This window comes from Asaia sp. BMEF1, from assembly GCF_051628905.1.
Lineage (GTDB): Bacteria > Pseudomonadota > Alphaproteobacteria > Acetobacterales > Acetobacteraceae > Asaia.
This window is the reverse complement of the sequence record NZ_CP157575.1, coordinates 1,179,392-1,196,609: the sequence shown is the minus strand read 5'-3', so window position 1 is coordinate 1,196,609 and position 17,218 is coordinate 1,179,392. Positions and strand designations below refer to the sequence as shown.

Annotated in this window: 7 protein-coding genes; 4 read left to right on the top strand and 3 right to left on the bottom strand. The window is 56.2% G+C overall.

What is annotated here, in order from left to right; translation table 11 throughout:
* Positions 1–37 precede the first annotated feature (37 nt).
* Genes ABHV46_RS05145 through ABHV46_RS05135 form a run of 3 tightly spaced genes read right to left on the bottom strand, consistent with a single transcriptional unit; the run spans position 38 to position 3,546 of the window.
* Positions 38–1,393, bottom strand: coding sequence for an autotransporter strand-loop-strand O-heptosyltransferase (locus tag ABHV46_RS05145; RefSeq protein WP_438383303.1), 1,356 nt, complete (start codon positions 1,391–1,393; stop codon positions 38–40).
* A gap of 1 nt (position 1,394) precedes the next feature.
* Positions 1,395–2,546 carry an autotransporter strand-loop-strand O-heptosyltransferase gene (locus ABHV46_RS05140; protein WP_438383301.1) on the bottom strand — a complete coding sequence of 384 codons (1,152 nt, stop codon included), beginning with the start codon at positions 2,544–2,546 and terminating at the stop codon, positions 1,395–1,397.
* 34 nt (positions 2,547–2,580) lie between these two features.
* Positions 2,581–3,546 carry a glycosyltransferase family 4 protein gene (locus ABHV46_RS05135; RefSeq protein ID WP_438383297.1) on the bottom strand — a complete coding sequence of 322 codons (966 nt, stop codon included), beginning with the start codon at positions 3,544–3,546 and terminating at the stop codon, positions 2,581–2,583.
* Positions 3,547–4,180: 634 nt separating this feature from the next.
* Between ABHV46_RS05135 and ABHV46_RS05130 the strand changes: the two genes are divergently transcribed.
* The 4 genes from ABHV46_RS05130 (at position 4,181) to ABHV46_RS05115 (ending at position 17,142) form a co-directional block, all read left to right on the top strand.
* Positions 4,181–6,439: a Hint domain-containing protein gene (locus ABHV46_RS05130; protein ID WP_438383294.1), complete on the top strand. Its 2,259-nt coding sequence runs from the start codon at positions 4,181–4,183 to the stop codon at positions 6,437–6,439.
* 494 nt (positions 6,440–6,933) lie between these two features.
* Positions 6,934–9,147: a Hint domain-containing protein gene (locus ABHV46_RS05125; protein WP_438383292.1), complete on the top strand. Its 2,214-nt coding sequence runs from the start codon at positions 6,934–6,936 to the stop codon at positions 9,145–9,147.
* 86 nt (positions 9,148–9,233) lie between these two features.
* On the top strand, positions 9,234–10,697 hold the full coding sequence (locus ABHV46_RS05120) for an AMP-binding protein (RefSeq protein ID WP_438383290.1): 1,464 nt from the start codon (positions 9,234–9,236) through the stop codon (positions 10,695–10,697).
* Positions 10,698–10,794: 97 nt separating this feature from the next.
* Complete coding sequence (locus ABHV46_RS05115) at positions 10,795–17,142, top strand: type I polyketide synthase (protein ID WP_438383289.1); 6,348 nt, start codon at positions 10,795–10,797, stop codon at positions 17,140–17,142.
* The last annotated feature ends 76 nt before the right edge of the window (positions 17,143–17,218 follow it).

Genomic DNA, 17,218 nt, shown 5'->3' with positions numbered 1-17,218 from the left:
TCTTGAACACTCGCAATTTTCTCTTCGGCAAAGGGCTTCAGCCCTCAGCGGGAGGAGGGGACAGAGCCTGCTGATGCAAGGCGTCGCAATAGGATATGACATGTTCGGCGGAAATCAGCCGCGTGCACTCGAAATGCCTCGGCGTGTTCTGATGACGCGGGCAGAAGAGCAGGTTTGCATGTTCGAATGGTGTGCGCACGTCGTGCCAGCAGCTATTGCAGACATGCGGATTGAACACACGATACGGGGTCTCAAACTCGTTCAATGGATGTGTGAATCCACTGATCATGACCACAGGCGTACCCGCCGCCCACGCGAGCCAGGAAAGTCCGCTCGACAGCCCAATGAAGAAAGCGGCGTGGCGCAACCAGTGCGCGCGCTCTGAAAGAGGACGGTCACCCGTCTCATCGCGGGTACCGTGGGGGATGTAGTTCCAGTGGTTTCTATGGCCGGAAACGGCATTCTTGTCGATGCAGACGACCTCGTAGCCAAGAGACTTGAGATGGGAGATGACACTCAACCAGCCATGCGGGTTATTCCAGTATTTGCATTGGCTCGACGCTTGAGTCGCTATGACTACGTAGGGCGCTTCAATAGGGCGGCCAGCCTCCGGCCATGGTACCAGGCGTGGCGGCACTTCAGCCGGATCTACTTCAAGAATATATGCCGCGGTACGGTGCAGACCGACAAGGCGAAAATCAGAGGGCTGCCAGTCATGCGCCTCATCATTGAAATAGAGGCCAATGTGATACGTGGCGTAAGACAAATGTTTGAGGTTTTCGTATTCGGCAAAGGTGCAGCATCGGATGCCAGGATACTGACCTGCGAAAAGCTTGCAGGCTTCTGCATTCATGGCAATAATCAGCCGACATTTGTGTTTCTGCTGGAATTTCACGGCATATGAGAACCAGCCGATCGCATCGCCTAGTGTCCCTCCGGGCAGCAGAATGGCGACGTCGCGATCGCGACAGTCGTAATCATGGCTGAAGACGATTTCACCTGTTCCTACGGCGCGTACCTCGATGCGTGTGCGGATGAAGTATTTCTTTGAGCCTATAATCGTGCAGGCGCCCGCTTCTGAGCTGTAGAGGCAAATGCTTCGGTCGATATCGGTCAGGCTGACATGCCAGCGTCCTTCAGGCAAAGTGACGCGTGCTCCGTGATTGAAATCGAATGAGATTCCGGCTGGGGCGGTTTGCGTCGCGGCGTGAGGCGGCTCGGGAAAACTCTGCGGGTCACGGGTTGAGGAAGGAGGCGGAGCGGGTTCGGAAGAAGAAAGTTCAGGCTTGTCAGCGGACATGTCCGCTTCTGTTGTGGTTTCTACCCTCGAAGAGGCGCTGCCCGGACCCGAATAATTGAGAATCGAATCGATGATGGAATCGATATTGCTCATGTCAGGCGCAATCCTGCCGGTCGGCAATCAACTGGCGAATGACTTGCTCTACATGAGGTGCTGAGATCATCTTGGTACACTCGAAATCGCGATCGCTATCGGCGTGGCGTGGGCACCACATATAATTTGTCCGTTCGAATTCAAGAGTAATATCGTTGGAGCATCCATTACAGACATTACGATTGATCACCCGATAAGGCGTGGCGAACTCGTTATAAGGTTCGGTGAAGCCGCTGATCAGCACGACGGGACATCCTGCCGCCCAGGCCAGCCAGGAAAGTCCGCTTGAAAGCCCGATGAAAAAAGAGGCGTGGCGTAACCAGCGTGCACGTTCACTGAGGGGTATCTGGCCTGTCATGTCTTCTGCGCCATGCGGCAAGTGGTGCCAGATCGTGCCGCTGCCTGAAACACGATCCCGGTCTATACAAATGACCCGGTAACCCTGTTTTTTAAGAAAGGGGATGATGCTCGACCAGCCGGTCGGGTTGTTCCAGTATTTGTTGTGACCGGTAGCCTGTGTGGCGATGCACACGTAATTTTCCTCGATTGGCCTGTCACCCTCGGCAATTCTGATTGACGGTAGTCTGTCATGGGGAGGTAACCCAAGAATATAGGCGCCCGATACTCCCAGCCCGACCTGTCGATAATCGGTAGGTTGAAAGTCGCGATTGATGTCGTTGAAGAAAATGAGAACTTTGTAGCGCGCATAATAGGCGCGGTTCAGAACATCCTGATCTTCAGTAACGTTCAAATCGTCTCTATCATTCTGGAACAACTCTGCGAGGCCGGAACGAACCAGACAAGTCACGCGGCAACGGTGGCGGAGAATGAAGGCTTCGACATGTCCCATCCAGGCTATATGGTCGCCAATACCACCAAGATGCATGTCGATCAGTACTTCCTGATCGCGCAAATCCATGGTGTGCTCGAAGATGGCTTGGCCCGCGCGGCTCACCTTGACGAAAAAGGGAATAAAATATTTCTTCGTGCTCGCTATGAAGCCGCCCTTGCTCTCCGCAGAGAAAAGAACTGTCTGGGTAAGAAGATCCTTGATCTCAAGATGCCAGTCACCCTCGGGAAGACTGACGCGGCAGCCTTCCTGAAAATCGTATCTTATCTCTTCTGGTCCGACCTGGCTCGGCGTGCTGTCCATAAACTTTATGCTCTTTGTTCTCTGGTCGAGAGGGCTATAGGCCCGCTCGCGCAAAGATCTCGCCATAGACCCGGGCTACGGCTTGATAGGTTGCATTGACGGAATACTGCTTTGCTGTCTTTTCCGCTTCGTCGAGCATGCTGTCAACGCTCGGTGCCCCATGGCTGATCTCGAAGAGGAGCGAAGCGATGCAATCAACGATTTCCTCGCATTGTTCGGGCGAAAACCAGCGGCCATTATGAGGTGTTGCGTAGTCTTTTCCGCCCGTGCCGAGCAGCCCCACCAGTGCGCAGCGTGAAGCCATGGCCTCGAGAGGTGTCAGGGGAGACGCCTCCTGTCTCGACAGGGCGAGGAAAATCGTGGCTATTCCCATCGCTTCGGCGACTTCGCGTTGCGGCATGTTCTCCAGAGCGATCCAGGGGATAGTTTTGGTGTGGGGGTATTTCAGATGAAGCATCGCGAGGATGAGCTCGGCTAACGCTGAGTTGCCTCTCTCGGCAGGCCATTTGCCAGGATTTGTCACGACGCAAAGCTGCTTTGGGCGCGGATAGAATAGGCCCGTATCTACCGAGTTCGGGATGATGTGGACATTGGGTACGCGCAGAACGGCGGAAAGCGAACGCGCTGTCTCACGCCCTGGCACGATGAAGTGCTGGAAACCCATATCCCGCAGCTCCTGACCGCCAAGACCGTAGCTATAGAGATAGAACTGGTTCTGGCAGAACATGACCTTGGGGCCTGCATGAGGCGCCTTGGCGTAGTCAAGTAGAAAAGCACTCAGCGTTTCAGGGAAGACGACGACGCTATCCGGAGACGGGTCATATGTGTCGCAAATCGTGACCTGGCTGGAGATATCGAGCCAGTCGGGTCTGCCGGCTGGTTGGTAAACTGAAACTTCGTGCCCCAGTTTAGCGAGAATGCCGGCATGCTGATAGGTCACCTTGATGCCCCCGGAGATGGCCTTTGGATCATATGGGTTGAGGAAAATAATTTTGCTCATGTCGTAATGGTCCGCGAAGTGAAGTGCTCTAGAGCCTAATAGTGGCTCTCATTTTTGCGAGGATCAACGGAATATCAAGGTGAGGTTATTTAGTTAATATTTCGTATAACTATTACGCTTGATAATAAAAATCTCATTGTATTTATTTATATAGAGTCATAAATCTGCGTTAATTTGAAAATTTATGCAAGCTTATATTAATGCATATTTGATAGTGAGCGCAGATATATCGGTTGATCTTTGGAAACGTCAATCTCGTGAATCGAGATCTTCATACGCGAAAGGTGTGTACGCCTAAAAAGGGCTGGCCGAGCTTTTCGGGGCGTGAATAGGACGTCGACCTGTTGGAAATACATTGAAAAACGCACATTCCTGTTTCTGAAAATCAATCAAAACTAAAGGAATGATTATTTGTAACGATTTATACCGGAAACGTGATGGCTTTTCCCAAACAATTACCCGTTGCATCCTGCTGCACGATATGGCAGGAGTGTTGGTAAATAGATAACACCAGTTTCGGCGGGTTGGTTCTGGTAAGAATCACGCCTGAGCGTACGATAATGCAGTCATCATACCACTGGATGTCCCGCGAGGGCCGTATTTGTGCCGTGATGAACATTCTGAGAGGCAAAACATGGCGATTACATCTACCGGTTCCGCCAGCGGCGCGACCATCATCAGCAGCGGCGGCAAATACTCCGTACTGAGCGGCGCTACCCTCGTCGTGCAAAATGGCGGTTTTGTCGTGTCCGGTGCTGTAGTCTCAGGCTTCGGTAACGGTCCCAATAACTCTGGAGCGATACCGGGTCAGTCCGGTGGTACGAATTATCCTGCCCTGATCATCGCGTCCGCGGGCGGTATCGCCTCGGGCTCCACGGTCGGCTTTGGTGGCGTTGTGATGGGGGCGAATGGGGGAACGGCTGCCGGTGGAACAGCAATTGATAGTGGCTCGTTCGCCGCGGTCAATGGCGGGTTTGTCAGTGGGGCGACCGTTGGTTCGAATGGCGGTGTGCTTGCCTCGATGGTTTCGGGTTCTGGTGGTGGCGCAGGCGTCGTGATCGACACTCATGTGCAGGCGGGTGGCTACGCGCTTGCTGGGGGTGGTTTTACCATCAAAGGACAGGCTTTTGCAGGCTCAGGTGTTGTCTCAAAGGGCACGTTCGATATTGGTTCAACCGAAATTCTCGCTTCGGCAGGTACCGATATTGGCAGTATCGTGGGGGGTACACAGCTTGTAAGCTCGGCGGGTGTTGCGATAAGTTCAATTTTCAGCGCCGGAACGCAGATCGTCGGCGCCGGAGGATGGACGAGCGGAGCGACGGCTTATGCTGGCGGTCGGATCGAGGTTAGCGGAGGTTGGGCCACCAACATCGTGCTCAACTCTGGCGGAAGCTTTCGTGCAACTGCAGGTGCGCAGTTAACCGGTCTTCAGGTGGGGGCTGCCGCAGCTGCTTCTGCGGAGGCAGCCTCGATTTTGAGTAACGTGGTCATCTCCGGTGGTGGAACCCTGACACTCGGTTCGGGGGCAACCCTCATTAATGCAACGGTCTCGGGTGTAACGTCGAGTGGCGGAGCCGGCGGACTTCTGGTTCTTCAGTCCGGCGCTGTGTTGAGTGGCATAACGTCCATGGGCTTCAAGAGCCGGCTGGATATCGACAGCGTGCAGTATGTTTCGGGCGCCAAGACTACCTATAGCGGCAATACGCTGACGATTACCGATGCCAATGGCAATGTCTTGTGGACCGGTTCGGTGGCGAGCATTCCCGCGGGTGGGACGAGCAAGGATTTCCATATCGAGAGAGATGCCGCCGATGGTAGTCTGATTGTTGTCTATGACAAGTGCTTTCTCAAGGGAACGATGATCCGAACGGAGCAGGGAGAGCAACTGGTCGAAGACCTTACTGTTGGTGACCGCGTTGTTGCGTGTGTCGATGGCAAGGAAGTCCTGCGCGAGGTCATCTGGGTCGGTCGTCGTACGGCAACAGTGCGTCCTGGACCTCACGACGATGAAGCTGGTTATCCTGTGCGGATCGTCCGAGGCGCTTTGGGTGACAATGTTCCGTACAAGGATCTTCTTGTAACCCCGGAGCATGCGCTGTTTCTGAATGACGCATTTGTTCCGGCCCGCATGTTGGTCAACGGGCGTAGCATCTACTATGATCGCACTCTTGCCCATTTCGATTACTATCATATCGAAACGGACGAGCATTCCGTTCTCTGGTCGGACGGCGCGATGAGCGAGAGCTATCTCGATACAGGTGATCGTTCCGCTTTTTCACAAGATGGTCCTGTGGTCAGGCTGCTGAATGCACCTGCAAGAACTTGGGAGCACGACGCTGCGGCGCCGCTGCGTGTCGAACGCAGCTTTGTAGAACCAATTTTCGAGACGCTTTCTCAAAGAGCAGCGACGCTTTCCATCGGTGTGGAGCGGCCTGACGTTGAGATGACCGATGACGCGAACCTGCGTCTGGTGGATCATCAGGGGCGGGAAATAAGGCCGCTGCGAACGGTAAAGCAGGCGTACATCTTCATGATCCCGGCAGGGGCAAGGGGGCTGCATCTGCTTTCTCGTGTTGCACGTCCGCTCGACGTGGTTGGCCCGTTCCTTGACGATCGCCGACATCTCGGTGTGCTGGTGGGTGAAATACAGATCTGGGAGGCTGGTCAGACTCATCAGATCGATGATCACCTCGAATCTGCCAGCCTCTCCGGCTGGTCAAGCGTAGAAGACGGGCGTCGTCGTTGGACGACGGGATGTGCCGAGCTTCCTTTGAGCGACCTTGATTCCGATGCGATCGCAATGATTTCCATCGAGATCCTGGCAGGTGGTCCCTATCCAATTGCTTCCGATGCTGTCGAAGGCAATCAGGGTGCCATGCCGTCGCGTATGTGAAGGGATTGCTGGGCAAGGTAACCAGTCGGGACGTGATGCGTCCCGGCTCGGGTTGAGGGTTTCTATGTAAATTAACTTGTGATCCGATGCGGCAAAGCTGTTGCACTGATAGTTTTGCAGAATCATTACTTTAATTTCCTTGAACCCTGATCGCTCACAAAAAATTTGCGGCATGGGTCAGCTCCCATTTTGTTTTTATTAGGGTCGGAGTTGGGTAGAAAAAGGATGGAGTAGTAAAGGCTTAACGAGGTTTCGGAAAAATGTTTTTGTTTTAAAAACTAATTATCATGATCTCGTATAGTAATTATCTATATATATCGACGTTGCTTGATGAATTCTTATATGTCACCTGCTCACATGTTAATAAACTATGAGCGAGTATAGTAAGCATCCTGTTATTCGGGTGTCGAATTTTGCTGTGGCAAAGCGTTTGTCTGGTCATTTCGTGTTCGGTGCTCTGATGCGTGCTCGTATATCCTTGCGGGGGCTGGCATATGGCTATTACTTCTACTGGTATGGGTGGAGCAGCGTCGATTACAAAATTGGGCGCTCGCAGCTACCGTGTCTTGAGCGGTGCAACGCTCATCGCAACCGGCGCGGACGGCGCTACGATCAATTCGTACGTGGCCGGTTTAGGTGCGGGTGGGACTAATAATCCCGCGATGCTTATAGCCTCGGCCGCAGCAGTCGCCTCTGGCGCGACGGCTGTTTCTGGCGGCGTAGTGATGGCCGGCGGCGGTGGTACTGCGCTGGGCGGTACAGCATACGACAGTGGCGGTTTTGCAGCGATCAATAACGGTATCGTCAGCGGTGTAACCGTGGGGAACGCCGGTGGCGTACTGGCTAGTACAATGTCAGGTTATGGCGGCAGCGCTGGCGTTGTTGTCGATGCGCATGTATTGGCAGGCGGTCAGGCGATTGCGGGCGGCGGTTTCACGCTTAAAGGGCAAAAGTTTATAGGCTCCGGCGTTATCTCTGCGAGTAAATTTGATGTCGGTTCGACTGAGACACTGGCGAGCGGCGGTACAGACGTAGGCAGCGTGATTGGTGGTCTTCAGATCGTCTCTGCGGGGGGAGTCTCCCTTAAGAGTATTTTCAGTGCGGGAACGCAGCTGTTGGGGCCGGGTGCGCAGGCGTGGGATAGCGTCGTCTCTGCAGGGGGGCTAGTTCAAATTGCCCAGTCTGCGGTAACCAATAATCTTGTCGTTGGAGCCGGGGGCAGCGCGCATGCTTTGGCCGCTGGTAGGGTCAACGGCGCACTTATCGCAGCCAATGGCGAGGTCACACTCGACGCTCAGGCCTATGCGAGCGCGATCAATATCCAGCGCGGTGGTACGATGACGGTTAATTCCGGCGCGACGCTGACAAATGTCGTGATCTCGGGTATTGAACAAGAGGGGCAGGGCGCAGGCGGCTTGCTTGTCGTTCAGTCAGGAGCTGTGCTGCAGGGCGTTCGCATTGGCTGGAAGGGACGCATTGATGTTGATACGCTGGGGTGGTCAGAAGGTCAGCGTATTGTCTACAGTAGCACTCAGATCAGTATCGTTGACGGAACCGGTCGCGTGTTGTGGACGGCGCCGGTGAGCGGTTCCCAGGCAGTATCGGCTGGAGATTATCATCTTGAGAGAGACCCCAGCGATGGCAGCACCGTGATTGTCTATGACAAGTGCTTTCTGAAGGGGACCATGATCCGTACGGACCGTGGGGAAGTCGCAATCGAGGAACTCAAGGTTGGCGATTGTGTGGCCGCCTACGTCGACGGCGATGAAGTGTTCCGCGAGATTGTTTGGCTCGGTCACAGGTCGACGATTGTGCGTACCTGGCTGGAGGATGACGAAGCCGGTTATCCTGTGCGTGTTCTACGGGGTGCGTTGGGCGATAATATTCCGCACAAAGACCTGCTCGTGACCCCGGAACACGCACTGTACCTGAATAACGCCTTTATTCCAGCCCGGATGCTGGTTAATGGACGAAGCATATTCTACGATCGTACGCTCACTCATTTTGACTATTATCATATCGAAACGAACGAGCACTCGATCCTGTGGTCCGATGGTGCGTTGAGTGAGAGCTATCTGGATACTGGCGATCGCAAACGTTTCGCGCAGGCTAATTCGGTGGTGCATATTCTCAATGCACCCGAACAAAATTGGGAAAGTGATGGGGCCGCGCCTTTGCGTATAGAGCGTCGCTTTGTTGAGCCACTTCATGCATCCCTCGCTCTTCGTGCAGCAGCACTTGGTCTTGGGAAACTGACCTGCGAGCCGGAAATCACCGAAGATCCGGACTTGCACCTGGTGGATGACAGAGGCCGGATCATGCGCAAAATGCGCGTTGTTAATCGCTCGAGCGTTTTCATGTTGCCGCCTGACGCGACGAAGGTAAGGATCGTCTCGCGTGTTTCCCGCCCTGCTGATGTCATCGGGCCGTTTCACGACGACCGTCGTCATCTTGGCGTTCTGGTCGGGGATATCCAGATATGGGAGTCGGACAAGACGCGCCACCTAGGTTCACATCTGACTGATGAAACGCTTGAGGGTTGGGGCGATATTGAGGACGGACGCCAGCGCTGGACGACTGGTTCAGCTGTGCTGGATCTGAGTGACCGCCAGTCTGACGCCGTCTGCATCCTCGCTATTGAGGTTCTTGCAGGGGGACCATATCTGGCGAAATCGTCAGAGTCTCTTTTAGGGGCTCAGGCGGGGTAAAACCGGGTTATCCGGACGACCCTCGTTTTTTGGGTAAAGTGGGCGGTCGTTATGGCCGCCCCATTTTTGTTTGGGGATTGACAGAGATGTTTCATACTATGGTCTTGCGGCACGCGAAGCAGACTCCGCAATCCCTGGCGTTCGACAGTCTGTCGCAGGACTGGACCTTCGCCCAGCTCGACATCGATGTGAGAGCTGTTGCAGCTGCACTGAGCAAGCTTCGGGAGGTAGAGCCCCGGCTCGTCGGTATCCATTGCGGAAATCTTTACTGGCATTGGGTTTTCGTTCTGGCGCTCGCGTCTCTTGGGGTCGCAAGCGCATCGCTTTCTGAGAGTTCGAACCCGTCCTTCCTGCGCGATATCCGCCTCCTCGAGCCGGACCTGATCCTCTCCCTGGGTGGGCTGTCGCTTCAGGATGTGCAGGTTCTCGAGGTTAACGAGGGATGGCTCGCCCGTGTTCGCGAAGCCGAGCCTCAATCGGTCGATATCAGCATCGATTGCGATACGATATGCCGGTACGCGATCGCTGCGGGTACGGACGCCGAGCGCCACGTCTTGTCGATGAGTTTTCGCCAGGCCGAAATGGCGATCATGCACATGATCTTTCAGGATCAGATCCTGGCGCGCGCGAGTATTGACCGGCCGCATGTCTTGTCAACGATCGGTGTCATTTCCCTGACCGGTTTTATCGTTGGGTGCAGTGCGCTCTGCGGCGGCTCACCGCTGAATTTTGTCAGTCACACGGATATAGGCATTCTCATCGCCCGTAAGATTGCGACGGTCGCTGTCGTAACGCCCGGCCATCTTGCTCATATCATCGAAGTCCTACCGCCTGGCATGAGGCCACTCGACACGCTGAAACTCGTGGTGACCGGTGGCAGGTTAAGCCGTGCATTGAGAGACAAGACGCTCGAGAAGCTGACGCGCAGCCTTGTTGTTGCTTACGGTACCGATGAGGCCGGGGCGATTGCTGTGGGTGATGCCGCGTCATTCGAAACCGAGCATATGGTTGGGACGCCACTTCCCTGGGTCTCGCTTCAGGTGGTCGATCCTCAGGGGGGGCGAGTGCCCGACGGCGAAGAAGGCATTTTACGCATCAGGAGTTCTGGCCTGTTGAACGGCTATGTCGATGGTCATAAAACGCAATCCCGTCATTTTTCGGAGGGATGGTTCTATCCGGGCGATCGCGGCATTCTCGACGCCGGGCAAAAGCTGCGTATCACAGGGCGCGTCGACGATCTCGTCTCTCTCGGGGGAGAGAAATTCGACCTCGGAGTCATTGATGACATTGCGCGCGACATACTTGGGCAGCGCGAGCTGGGTAGCTTCCTCTCACTGGATGAGGCTGGCAGAGATCGGTTGAATATTGCTTTCGCCTCCTCGGAGCGTTTCAACACCGATCATCTGGCTCAGGCGCTTCGCGCGTTCTATCCTACCCTGCCACCGGTTTGCGTCATGACGGTAGACCATATTCCTTGGTCGCTCGATGGTCATGTTGATCGCGATCGATTGTCGCAGGCTTTCCGACGGTCGGAAAATACGCTTCGATAAAGTTCGAAGGGATCAGACAATGAAATGTCACGCGTGTTCGGCGTGCATTGTCTGTAGTCTTTTACATTACTGCTGATAATAAGGTTCGGTTCTCGTTATGTCGCGCAAGAAAACTGCTGATATCGCCATCGTCGGGATCGGTTGCCGCCTGGCACCCAATATCAGGAATGTCGACGAACTCTGGTCGTTTCTCTGTGCGGAGGGTGAGGCAGTCACCGATATTCCCGAAGAGCGCTGGAGCGTCAAACGCTTCTACGCTGAGGAAATCGAAGCCCCGTCGAAAACCTATATGCGAAGGGGCAGTTTTCTTAAAAGAAACATCCACGAATTCGAGCCGCTCTTTTTTGGGATTTCCCCGAGAGAGGCGCAGATTCTGGATCCGCAGCAGAAATTGCTGCTCGAAGTAACGTGGGAGGCGATGGAGAACGCCCGCGTTGTGCCTGCCAGACTGGCAGGGCACAAAACCGGCGTCTTCATCGGTATTTTTGCCGTCGATGCCCATGCCCATACATCGAGCCCCTATAATCTGCCGACAGTGCGCGATCACTTTGCAGCAACGGCCACGCCATCGACCATGCTTTCGGCCCGACTGGCGCATGTCTACGATTTGCAGGGGCCTTGCATGTCGATCGACACGGCCTGTTCTTCCTCGCTCGTGGCGCTGCATCAGGCTTGTCGCAGCCTGAATGAGGGCGAGACCGATGTGGCCATTACCGGCGGCGTCAGCCTCATGATCTGTCCGCAGACCTCGATCTTCATGTCCAAGGGGCATTTCATCGCCCGTGATGGGCGCTCGAAGAGCTTCGATGCGGCTGCGGACGGCTATGGCCGAGGCGAAGGAAGCGTCGTCTTCATTCTAAAGCGCCTTGAGGATGCCGAGCGCGATGGCGATACCGTCCATGCTATCGTCAGTTCGACCGGGGTGAACTCGGACGGACGCACCCAGTTTCTGACTTCGCCCGATGCCGGGGCGCAGTCGCGTCTGATGACCGAGGTACTGGAGGCAGCCCAGGTCGAGCCGAGCGAGGTGGCCTATGTCGAGACCCACGGCACAGGCACGCCGGCAGGCGACCCGATCGAGACCTATGCGCTGTCGCAATCCATTGCCCGCTTCAAGGACGAAAAGCTGGTCATCGGGGCGATCAAGGCCAATCTCGGTCATACCGAGGCCGCAGCAGGCGCGCTGGGTACGCTCAAGGCCGCCTTGTGCCTGCGGCATCAGGCGGCGCCACCGCAGCCGCGTTTGCAGAACATCAATCCTTCCATCCACCTCGATGAATGGAATCTCGACGTGGCACGTGGCGGGATGCGCTCGCTCGCGACCGCAAAGCCCGCTTGTTACGCCGGGGTCAATTCGTTCGGCTATGGCGGCACGAATGCCATAGCGTTGCTTCGTCGTCCCGAGACGAAAAAGAAAACTGCGCGCGGTAACGTCGCGGCGCAGCGGATCAATGGAAAAATCCCTTTCCTGCTGACGGCTTTTTCCAAAACCTCATTGCCGCTCATGGCGGCGGCTTATCGCGAGCGCCTAGAGGCCGATCCGGCACCTGCTCTGGGCGATCTGGCTTTCAGCCTTGCGACGTCACGCACGCTGTTCCGCAACCGCCTTCTCATTCTGGCGCGCGATGAGAAGGATCTGGGTGCCAAGCTCGATGGCTATCTGCAGGATCAGCGGCAGGACGACGTGCTCCAGGCAAGTGTCGAAGCGCAATCGGGGCGTGGCATCGTGTTCGTCTATTCCGGGGTGGGGCCGCAATGGTGGGGGATGGGGCGCTATCTGTTGCAGCATGCGCCAGAGGCGGTTCTGGCCAAGGCACGGCGGTGCGACACGATTTTCAAGGCGCTCTCAGGCTTTTCGATTGTCGATGAAATCCTGAAGGAAGAAGCCGCTTCGCGTATCGACAACACGGCCATTCTCCAGCCTGCGATTTTCGTTATTCAGGTTCTGGTGACGGAATATCTCGCGCAGCAGGGCATCTTGCCTGACGCGGTTCTGGGCCACAGCATGGGGGAGGTTGCCGCAGCCTATGTTGCTGGCGCGCTGAGTCTCGATGATGCCGTGACCGTCATCTATTATCGCAGCACGTTGCAGGGCAGTCTCGACGGAACGGGGCGCATGCTTGCTGTCGGTCTCTCCGCCGAAGCCGCGCAGGAAATTATTGACGGACAGGCGCCAGCACTCTGCGTGGCAGCGATCAATGCCCCCAACACCTGCACGATTGCGGGGCCGGAAGACGCCATCGGAACGCTTTCCGCTCATCTGTCGCAGAAGGGGATATTTAACCGCATTCTGAATGTCGATGTGCCGTTCCACAGCCCTGTTATGGATCGTATCGAAGCCGATCTGAAAACGGCACTGACCGCTCTTTCTCCTAAGGCGGCGACCACGCCTTTTTACTCTACCGTTCATGGTGCAGTAACGGCAGAAGAGCATCGCGTCGATTCCGATTACTGGTTCAGGAATGCCAGACAGCCGGTTCTTTTTGCCTCGGCTGTGGAGGCGTGTCTGGCTGACGGCTTCACGCAGTTTGTCGAGATCGGCCCGCATCCGGTAATCGGGCGCTCGTTGAAATCGGTGGCAGATAAGCAGCAGGCCAAGCTGAGCGTCATCAGCACGCTCAATCGTCAGGAAGACGAGGCGAAATGCCTCGAAAACGCCGTCGCCAACATAATTCTTCAAACCTCCCGTCTCGACTGGCAGGCTATCACGGGAGGCGTGTTGATCGATCTGCCTTCTTATCGCTGGTCACGAGAGGAATGCTGGGTCGAGAACGAGCGCGAAAAACGCTTTCGCCAGGGCGGTGGCGGTCATCCGCTGATTGGCTTCGGAACCATGATTCCGGGCAAATCCTGGGTGGTGGATCTGACCGAACTCGGCGTGCCGTGGCTCAAGGATCACTGCATCGACAATGTCGTTCTGCTGCCTGCGGCCGGCTTCATCGAGTCTGCTCTGGCGGTCGGTCATGAAGTCGAGGGTCAAACCGGCATCGTGCTAGAGAATTTCGAGATTCTTGCACCGCTGGTGGTGCAGACCGGCGATAACCCTGTCATGCATCTGGCCTATGACGAGGTAAAGAAGACCCTGCGCTTTTTCAGCGCGAAAGAGGAATACAGCGAGATGTGGCTCGACCATGGTCGGGTCGATATCCTCTCCGCAGCGCCCTGGTCCATGCCGGTTATCGACAGGGACGAAGCGCGCGATTGTCTGGCGCAGGGCCATGAGGGAACAGGTCTGTATGAGAAGATCCGTGCTCATGGCTTCCATTACGGGCCGAGCTTCCAGACCCTGCAACGCTTTGCCGTGCAAGGGCGCGTTGCCTATGCGAAGATAGGGTTGAACGAGGCAGAGCAGGCGGAGGCTGCGGCCTATCATCTGCACCCGGCGCTGCTCGACGGTGCGATGCATGCCTTGATCGGTCTGGTGCCTGAGAGCTTCTCCGACCACATGTATGTGCCGGTCGGCTTCGAGCGTCTGAGCTGTTTTGCCAGGGGGCTGACCGAGATCGTGGCCCGGGTCGAGATCACCTCGATCAGCCAGAGCCTGATCGAGGCAACGCTGCGGCTCTACACGACCGAGGGAATGCCTGCCGCCGAAATCAGGGGGCTGCGCCTTGCCGAGGTGCCGCGCGCGCGCAGAGAAGTCACCAAAGCGGTGGAAACCCAGCAATATTTCATCAAATGGACCGAAACCGAAGCATCGATCCTTTTCGCCGAACCCAAGACTATCCTCATTGCCGGTCATAAAGCGGCTGCTGTCAAAAAACTCTCGGTGCTTTTGGAGGAACACGGCGTCACGGTCCTTTCAGCGCCACGCGCGGGTGCGATAACGGCAGAGACGATCGGCTTGGAACCCGGTCTGACGCTCGATGCCGTGCTGTATAGCGCGGGCCTGCAGCAAGACGGTGCATTCGATACAATCGTTGATCAGGTCAATACGCTGGTCAAATTCGGTAAACGCCTGTCATTCGAGAATGGAGAGAAGCAGCCAAGGCTCATCTTCGTTTCTGAAAACTCCCTGTTCTTCGACCCGGAAGACGTGCTTGCCAAACAGGTATGCGTCAATCCGGATGGGGCGGCGCTCGTGGGTTTCTTCAAGGGGCTGGTCGATGAGCGTCCCGAGTTCCGGGGCAAGGTGATCGACGTCGATACGCTCTCGACACCCGAGGCGTTGACCGCGCTCGCTGCAGAAGTCCTGAATGAGGATTCCGAGGCCGAAGTGGCGCTACGCGAAGGGAGGCGTTTCGTGCCACGCTTCATGCCGATTGAGGGGCAGCCGGACAGAAGCTTGGCGCAACTGCCGGGTGCACCGGGCATCAAGCTGCAAAAGAGCCGCACAGGCACGCTGGACGGTCTTTATTACAAAGCCTTCGACGTACGCCCTCCGGGGCGTGGCGAGATCACGATCCGTATTCTGGCGACCTCACTCAATTTCAAGGACATGCTCAAGGGGATTTCGGTCCTGCCCGAAAAATTCCTGCTCGACACCTATCATACGGTCGAGATGGGTATGGAGTGCTGTTTCGAGGTTGTGGCGGTTGGCAAGGGAGTCAAGCGTTTCGAGGTCGGCAAGCGCTATCTGACCTGCCATCCCGGCTGCTTTGCTTCGCATATGACCCTGCCGGTCAAGGGCTTTCGCGTCATGCCGCTCGACCTCTTCGAGACGGCGGGGCGTCCTTTGACGGTTGCCGAAGCCACGGGTCTGCCCATCGCTATCGCAACCGCGCTTTATTGCCTGCACGATCTCGCCCACCTCAAGAAAGGCGAGATCCTGCTTGTGCATTCCGCGGCCGGTGGCGTCGGGCTTGCGGCGATAGAAATCGCCAAGATTATCGGCGCCCGAATTTTTGCGACGGCCAGTAATGACGAGAAGCGGCAGATCCTGCTCGATCGGGGCTGCGAGGCTGTTTGGGACTCACGCAGTCTCGCTTTCTACGAGGGTATTCTCGATGTGACCGGGGGCAAGGGCGTCGATGTCGTGCTCAACAGCCTTCCCGGCGAGATGCAAGCTCATAGCCTTGCGCTCTTGTGCAATACCGGGCGTTTTGTCGAAATCGGCAAGAAGGACATCTGGGAGAAGCGCGATCTGTCGCAGTTCAGCTTCAACGGCAATGTCTCGTTCCACAGTTTCGATCTCGATCTGATGATGGCTAATGACCATCGCAAGGCTGTGTCGATTTTCGATCGCATTCCTTATCTGTCGCGTAAATTCGACACGGTCATTCTGCCTCACAAGGTTTATCCGGCATCGGAGGTGCGCGAAGCCTTCAAGTTCATGTCGTCAGCTAAGCATATCGGGAAGATTCTCGTTTCCTACGAGGATCTGGCCGATGTCCGTGCCCAGCGTCAGCCTGTAAGGCCGATCGACCCACAAGGGGCCTATCTGGTGACAGGCGGTCAGGGCGGACTTGGTCTTGCAACCGCAGCCTGGCTTGCCGCCAATGGGGCGCGTCACCTTCACCTGATGGGGCGTAGCAAGCGCGATGACGCCGAGACACTGGGCCGGATCAAAGCCCTGAAGAAGGCAGGTGCTCGCGTGACGCTGCATTATGGCGATGTTGCCATTATGGAAGATCTGACGCGCGTAAAGGCGGCTATCCTGGAGGCAGGTCAGCCACTCAAGGGCGTTTTTCACGCGGCAGGCGTGCTCGATGACAGGCTGGTCTCGAAATATACCGAAGAGAGCCTCCGTCGGGTGCTGGCGCCCAAGATCCTCGGTGGGCGACATCTTGATGAACTGACGCGCGACTGTCCGCTCGATTATTTCGTGCTGTATTCGTCCATCGTCACCGTTACGGGCAATATCGGTCAGAGCAGCTATCTCGCCGCCAATACCTGGCTCGACGCGCTGGCCAGCGCGCGGCGGAAGGCTGGGTACCCTGCGCTTTCCGTGCAATGGGGGCCGATTGCGGAAGTGGGCATGCTGGCGCAGGAGGGTAGCGTCGTGCAGTTTTTCGAAAATGCGGGCTTCCGCCTCCTGCAAGGTGAGGAAGCGCTCTCGCTTCTGCCGGACCTGCTCAATCGTGACCGGGATACGGTGGCGGCGATGGCGATTGACTGGGAGACCTGCTTCACCCATCACGGGGCCATCGAGCGCAATCCCAAATTCGCACTTATCCGTCGTGAGAAAAACGACCGCAACTCCTCGGCGCAGAAGCTTGCGCATCTTCAGGCGCTGTCGCCGGAGGAGCGGTATGAGTTTGTGCTGGAGAATGTGAAGACCATTCTGGGCAGTGTGCTCAAGATGGCACCTGACAGTATCGACCCTGGCGCGCGTCCCAACGAACTCGGGGTGGACTCCCTCGCCGGTGTCGAAATTCAGACGGCGATCAAGACCGAATTCAATGTCGAAATCTCCTTGCTGGTGCTGTCACGCAATGAACCCATTCGCGAAATCGCGAAGAATGTCCTGCGTCAGATCAGTCTGAACGCTCTGGCTTCGGCCTGAGGTCATTGGGCAGTTCATGAAAAAAGCCGGGAGGGGAAACCCTTCCGGCTTTTTGCTTTGCAGTGGTGAGGCTTGT

Excerpts from the sequence above, each read along its gene's own strand:
- ABHV46_RS05145 (WP_438383303.1), bottom strand. The coding sequence starts at position 1,393 with ATGAGCAATATCGATTCCATCATCGATTCGATTCTCAATTATTCGGGT.
- ABHV46_RS05140 (WP_438383301.1), bottom strand. The coding sequence starts at position 2,546 with ATGGACAGCACGCCGAGCCAGGTCGGACCAGAAGAGATAAGATACGAT.
- ABHV46_RS05135 (WP_438383297.1), bottom strand. The coding sequence starts at position 3,546 with ATGAGCAAAATTATTTTCCTCAACCCATATGATCCAAAGGCCATCTCC.
- ABHV46_RS05130 (WP_438383294.1), top strand. The coding sequence starts at position 4,181 with ATGGCGATTACATCTACCGGTTCCGCCAGCGGCGCGACCATCATCAGC.
- ABHV46_RS05125 (WP_438383292.1), top strand. The coding sequence starts at position 6,934 with ATGGCTATTACTTCTACTGGTATGGGTGGAGCAGCGTCGATTACAAAA.
- ABHV46_RS05120 (WP_438383290.1), top strand. The coding sequence starts at position 9,234 with ATGTTTCATACTATGGTCTTGCGGCACGCGAAGCAGACTCCGCAATCC.
- ABHV46_RS05115 (WP_438383289.1), top strand. The coding sequence starts at position 10,795 with ATGTCGCGCAAGAAAACTGCTGATATCGCCATCGTCGGGATCGGTTGC.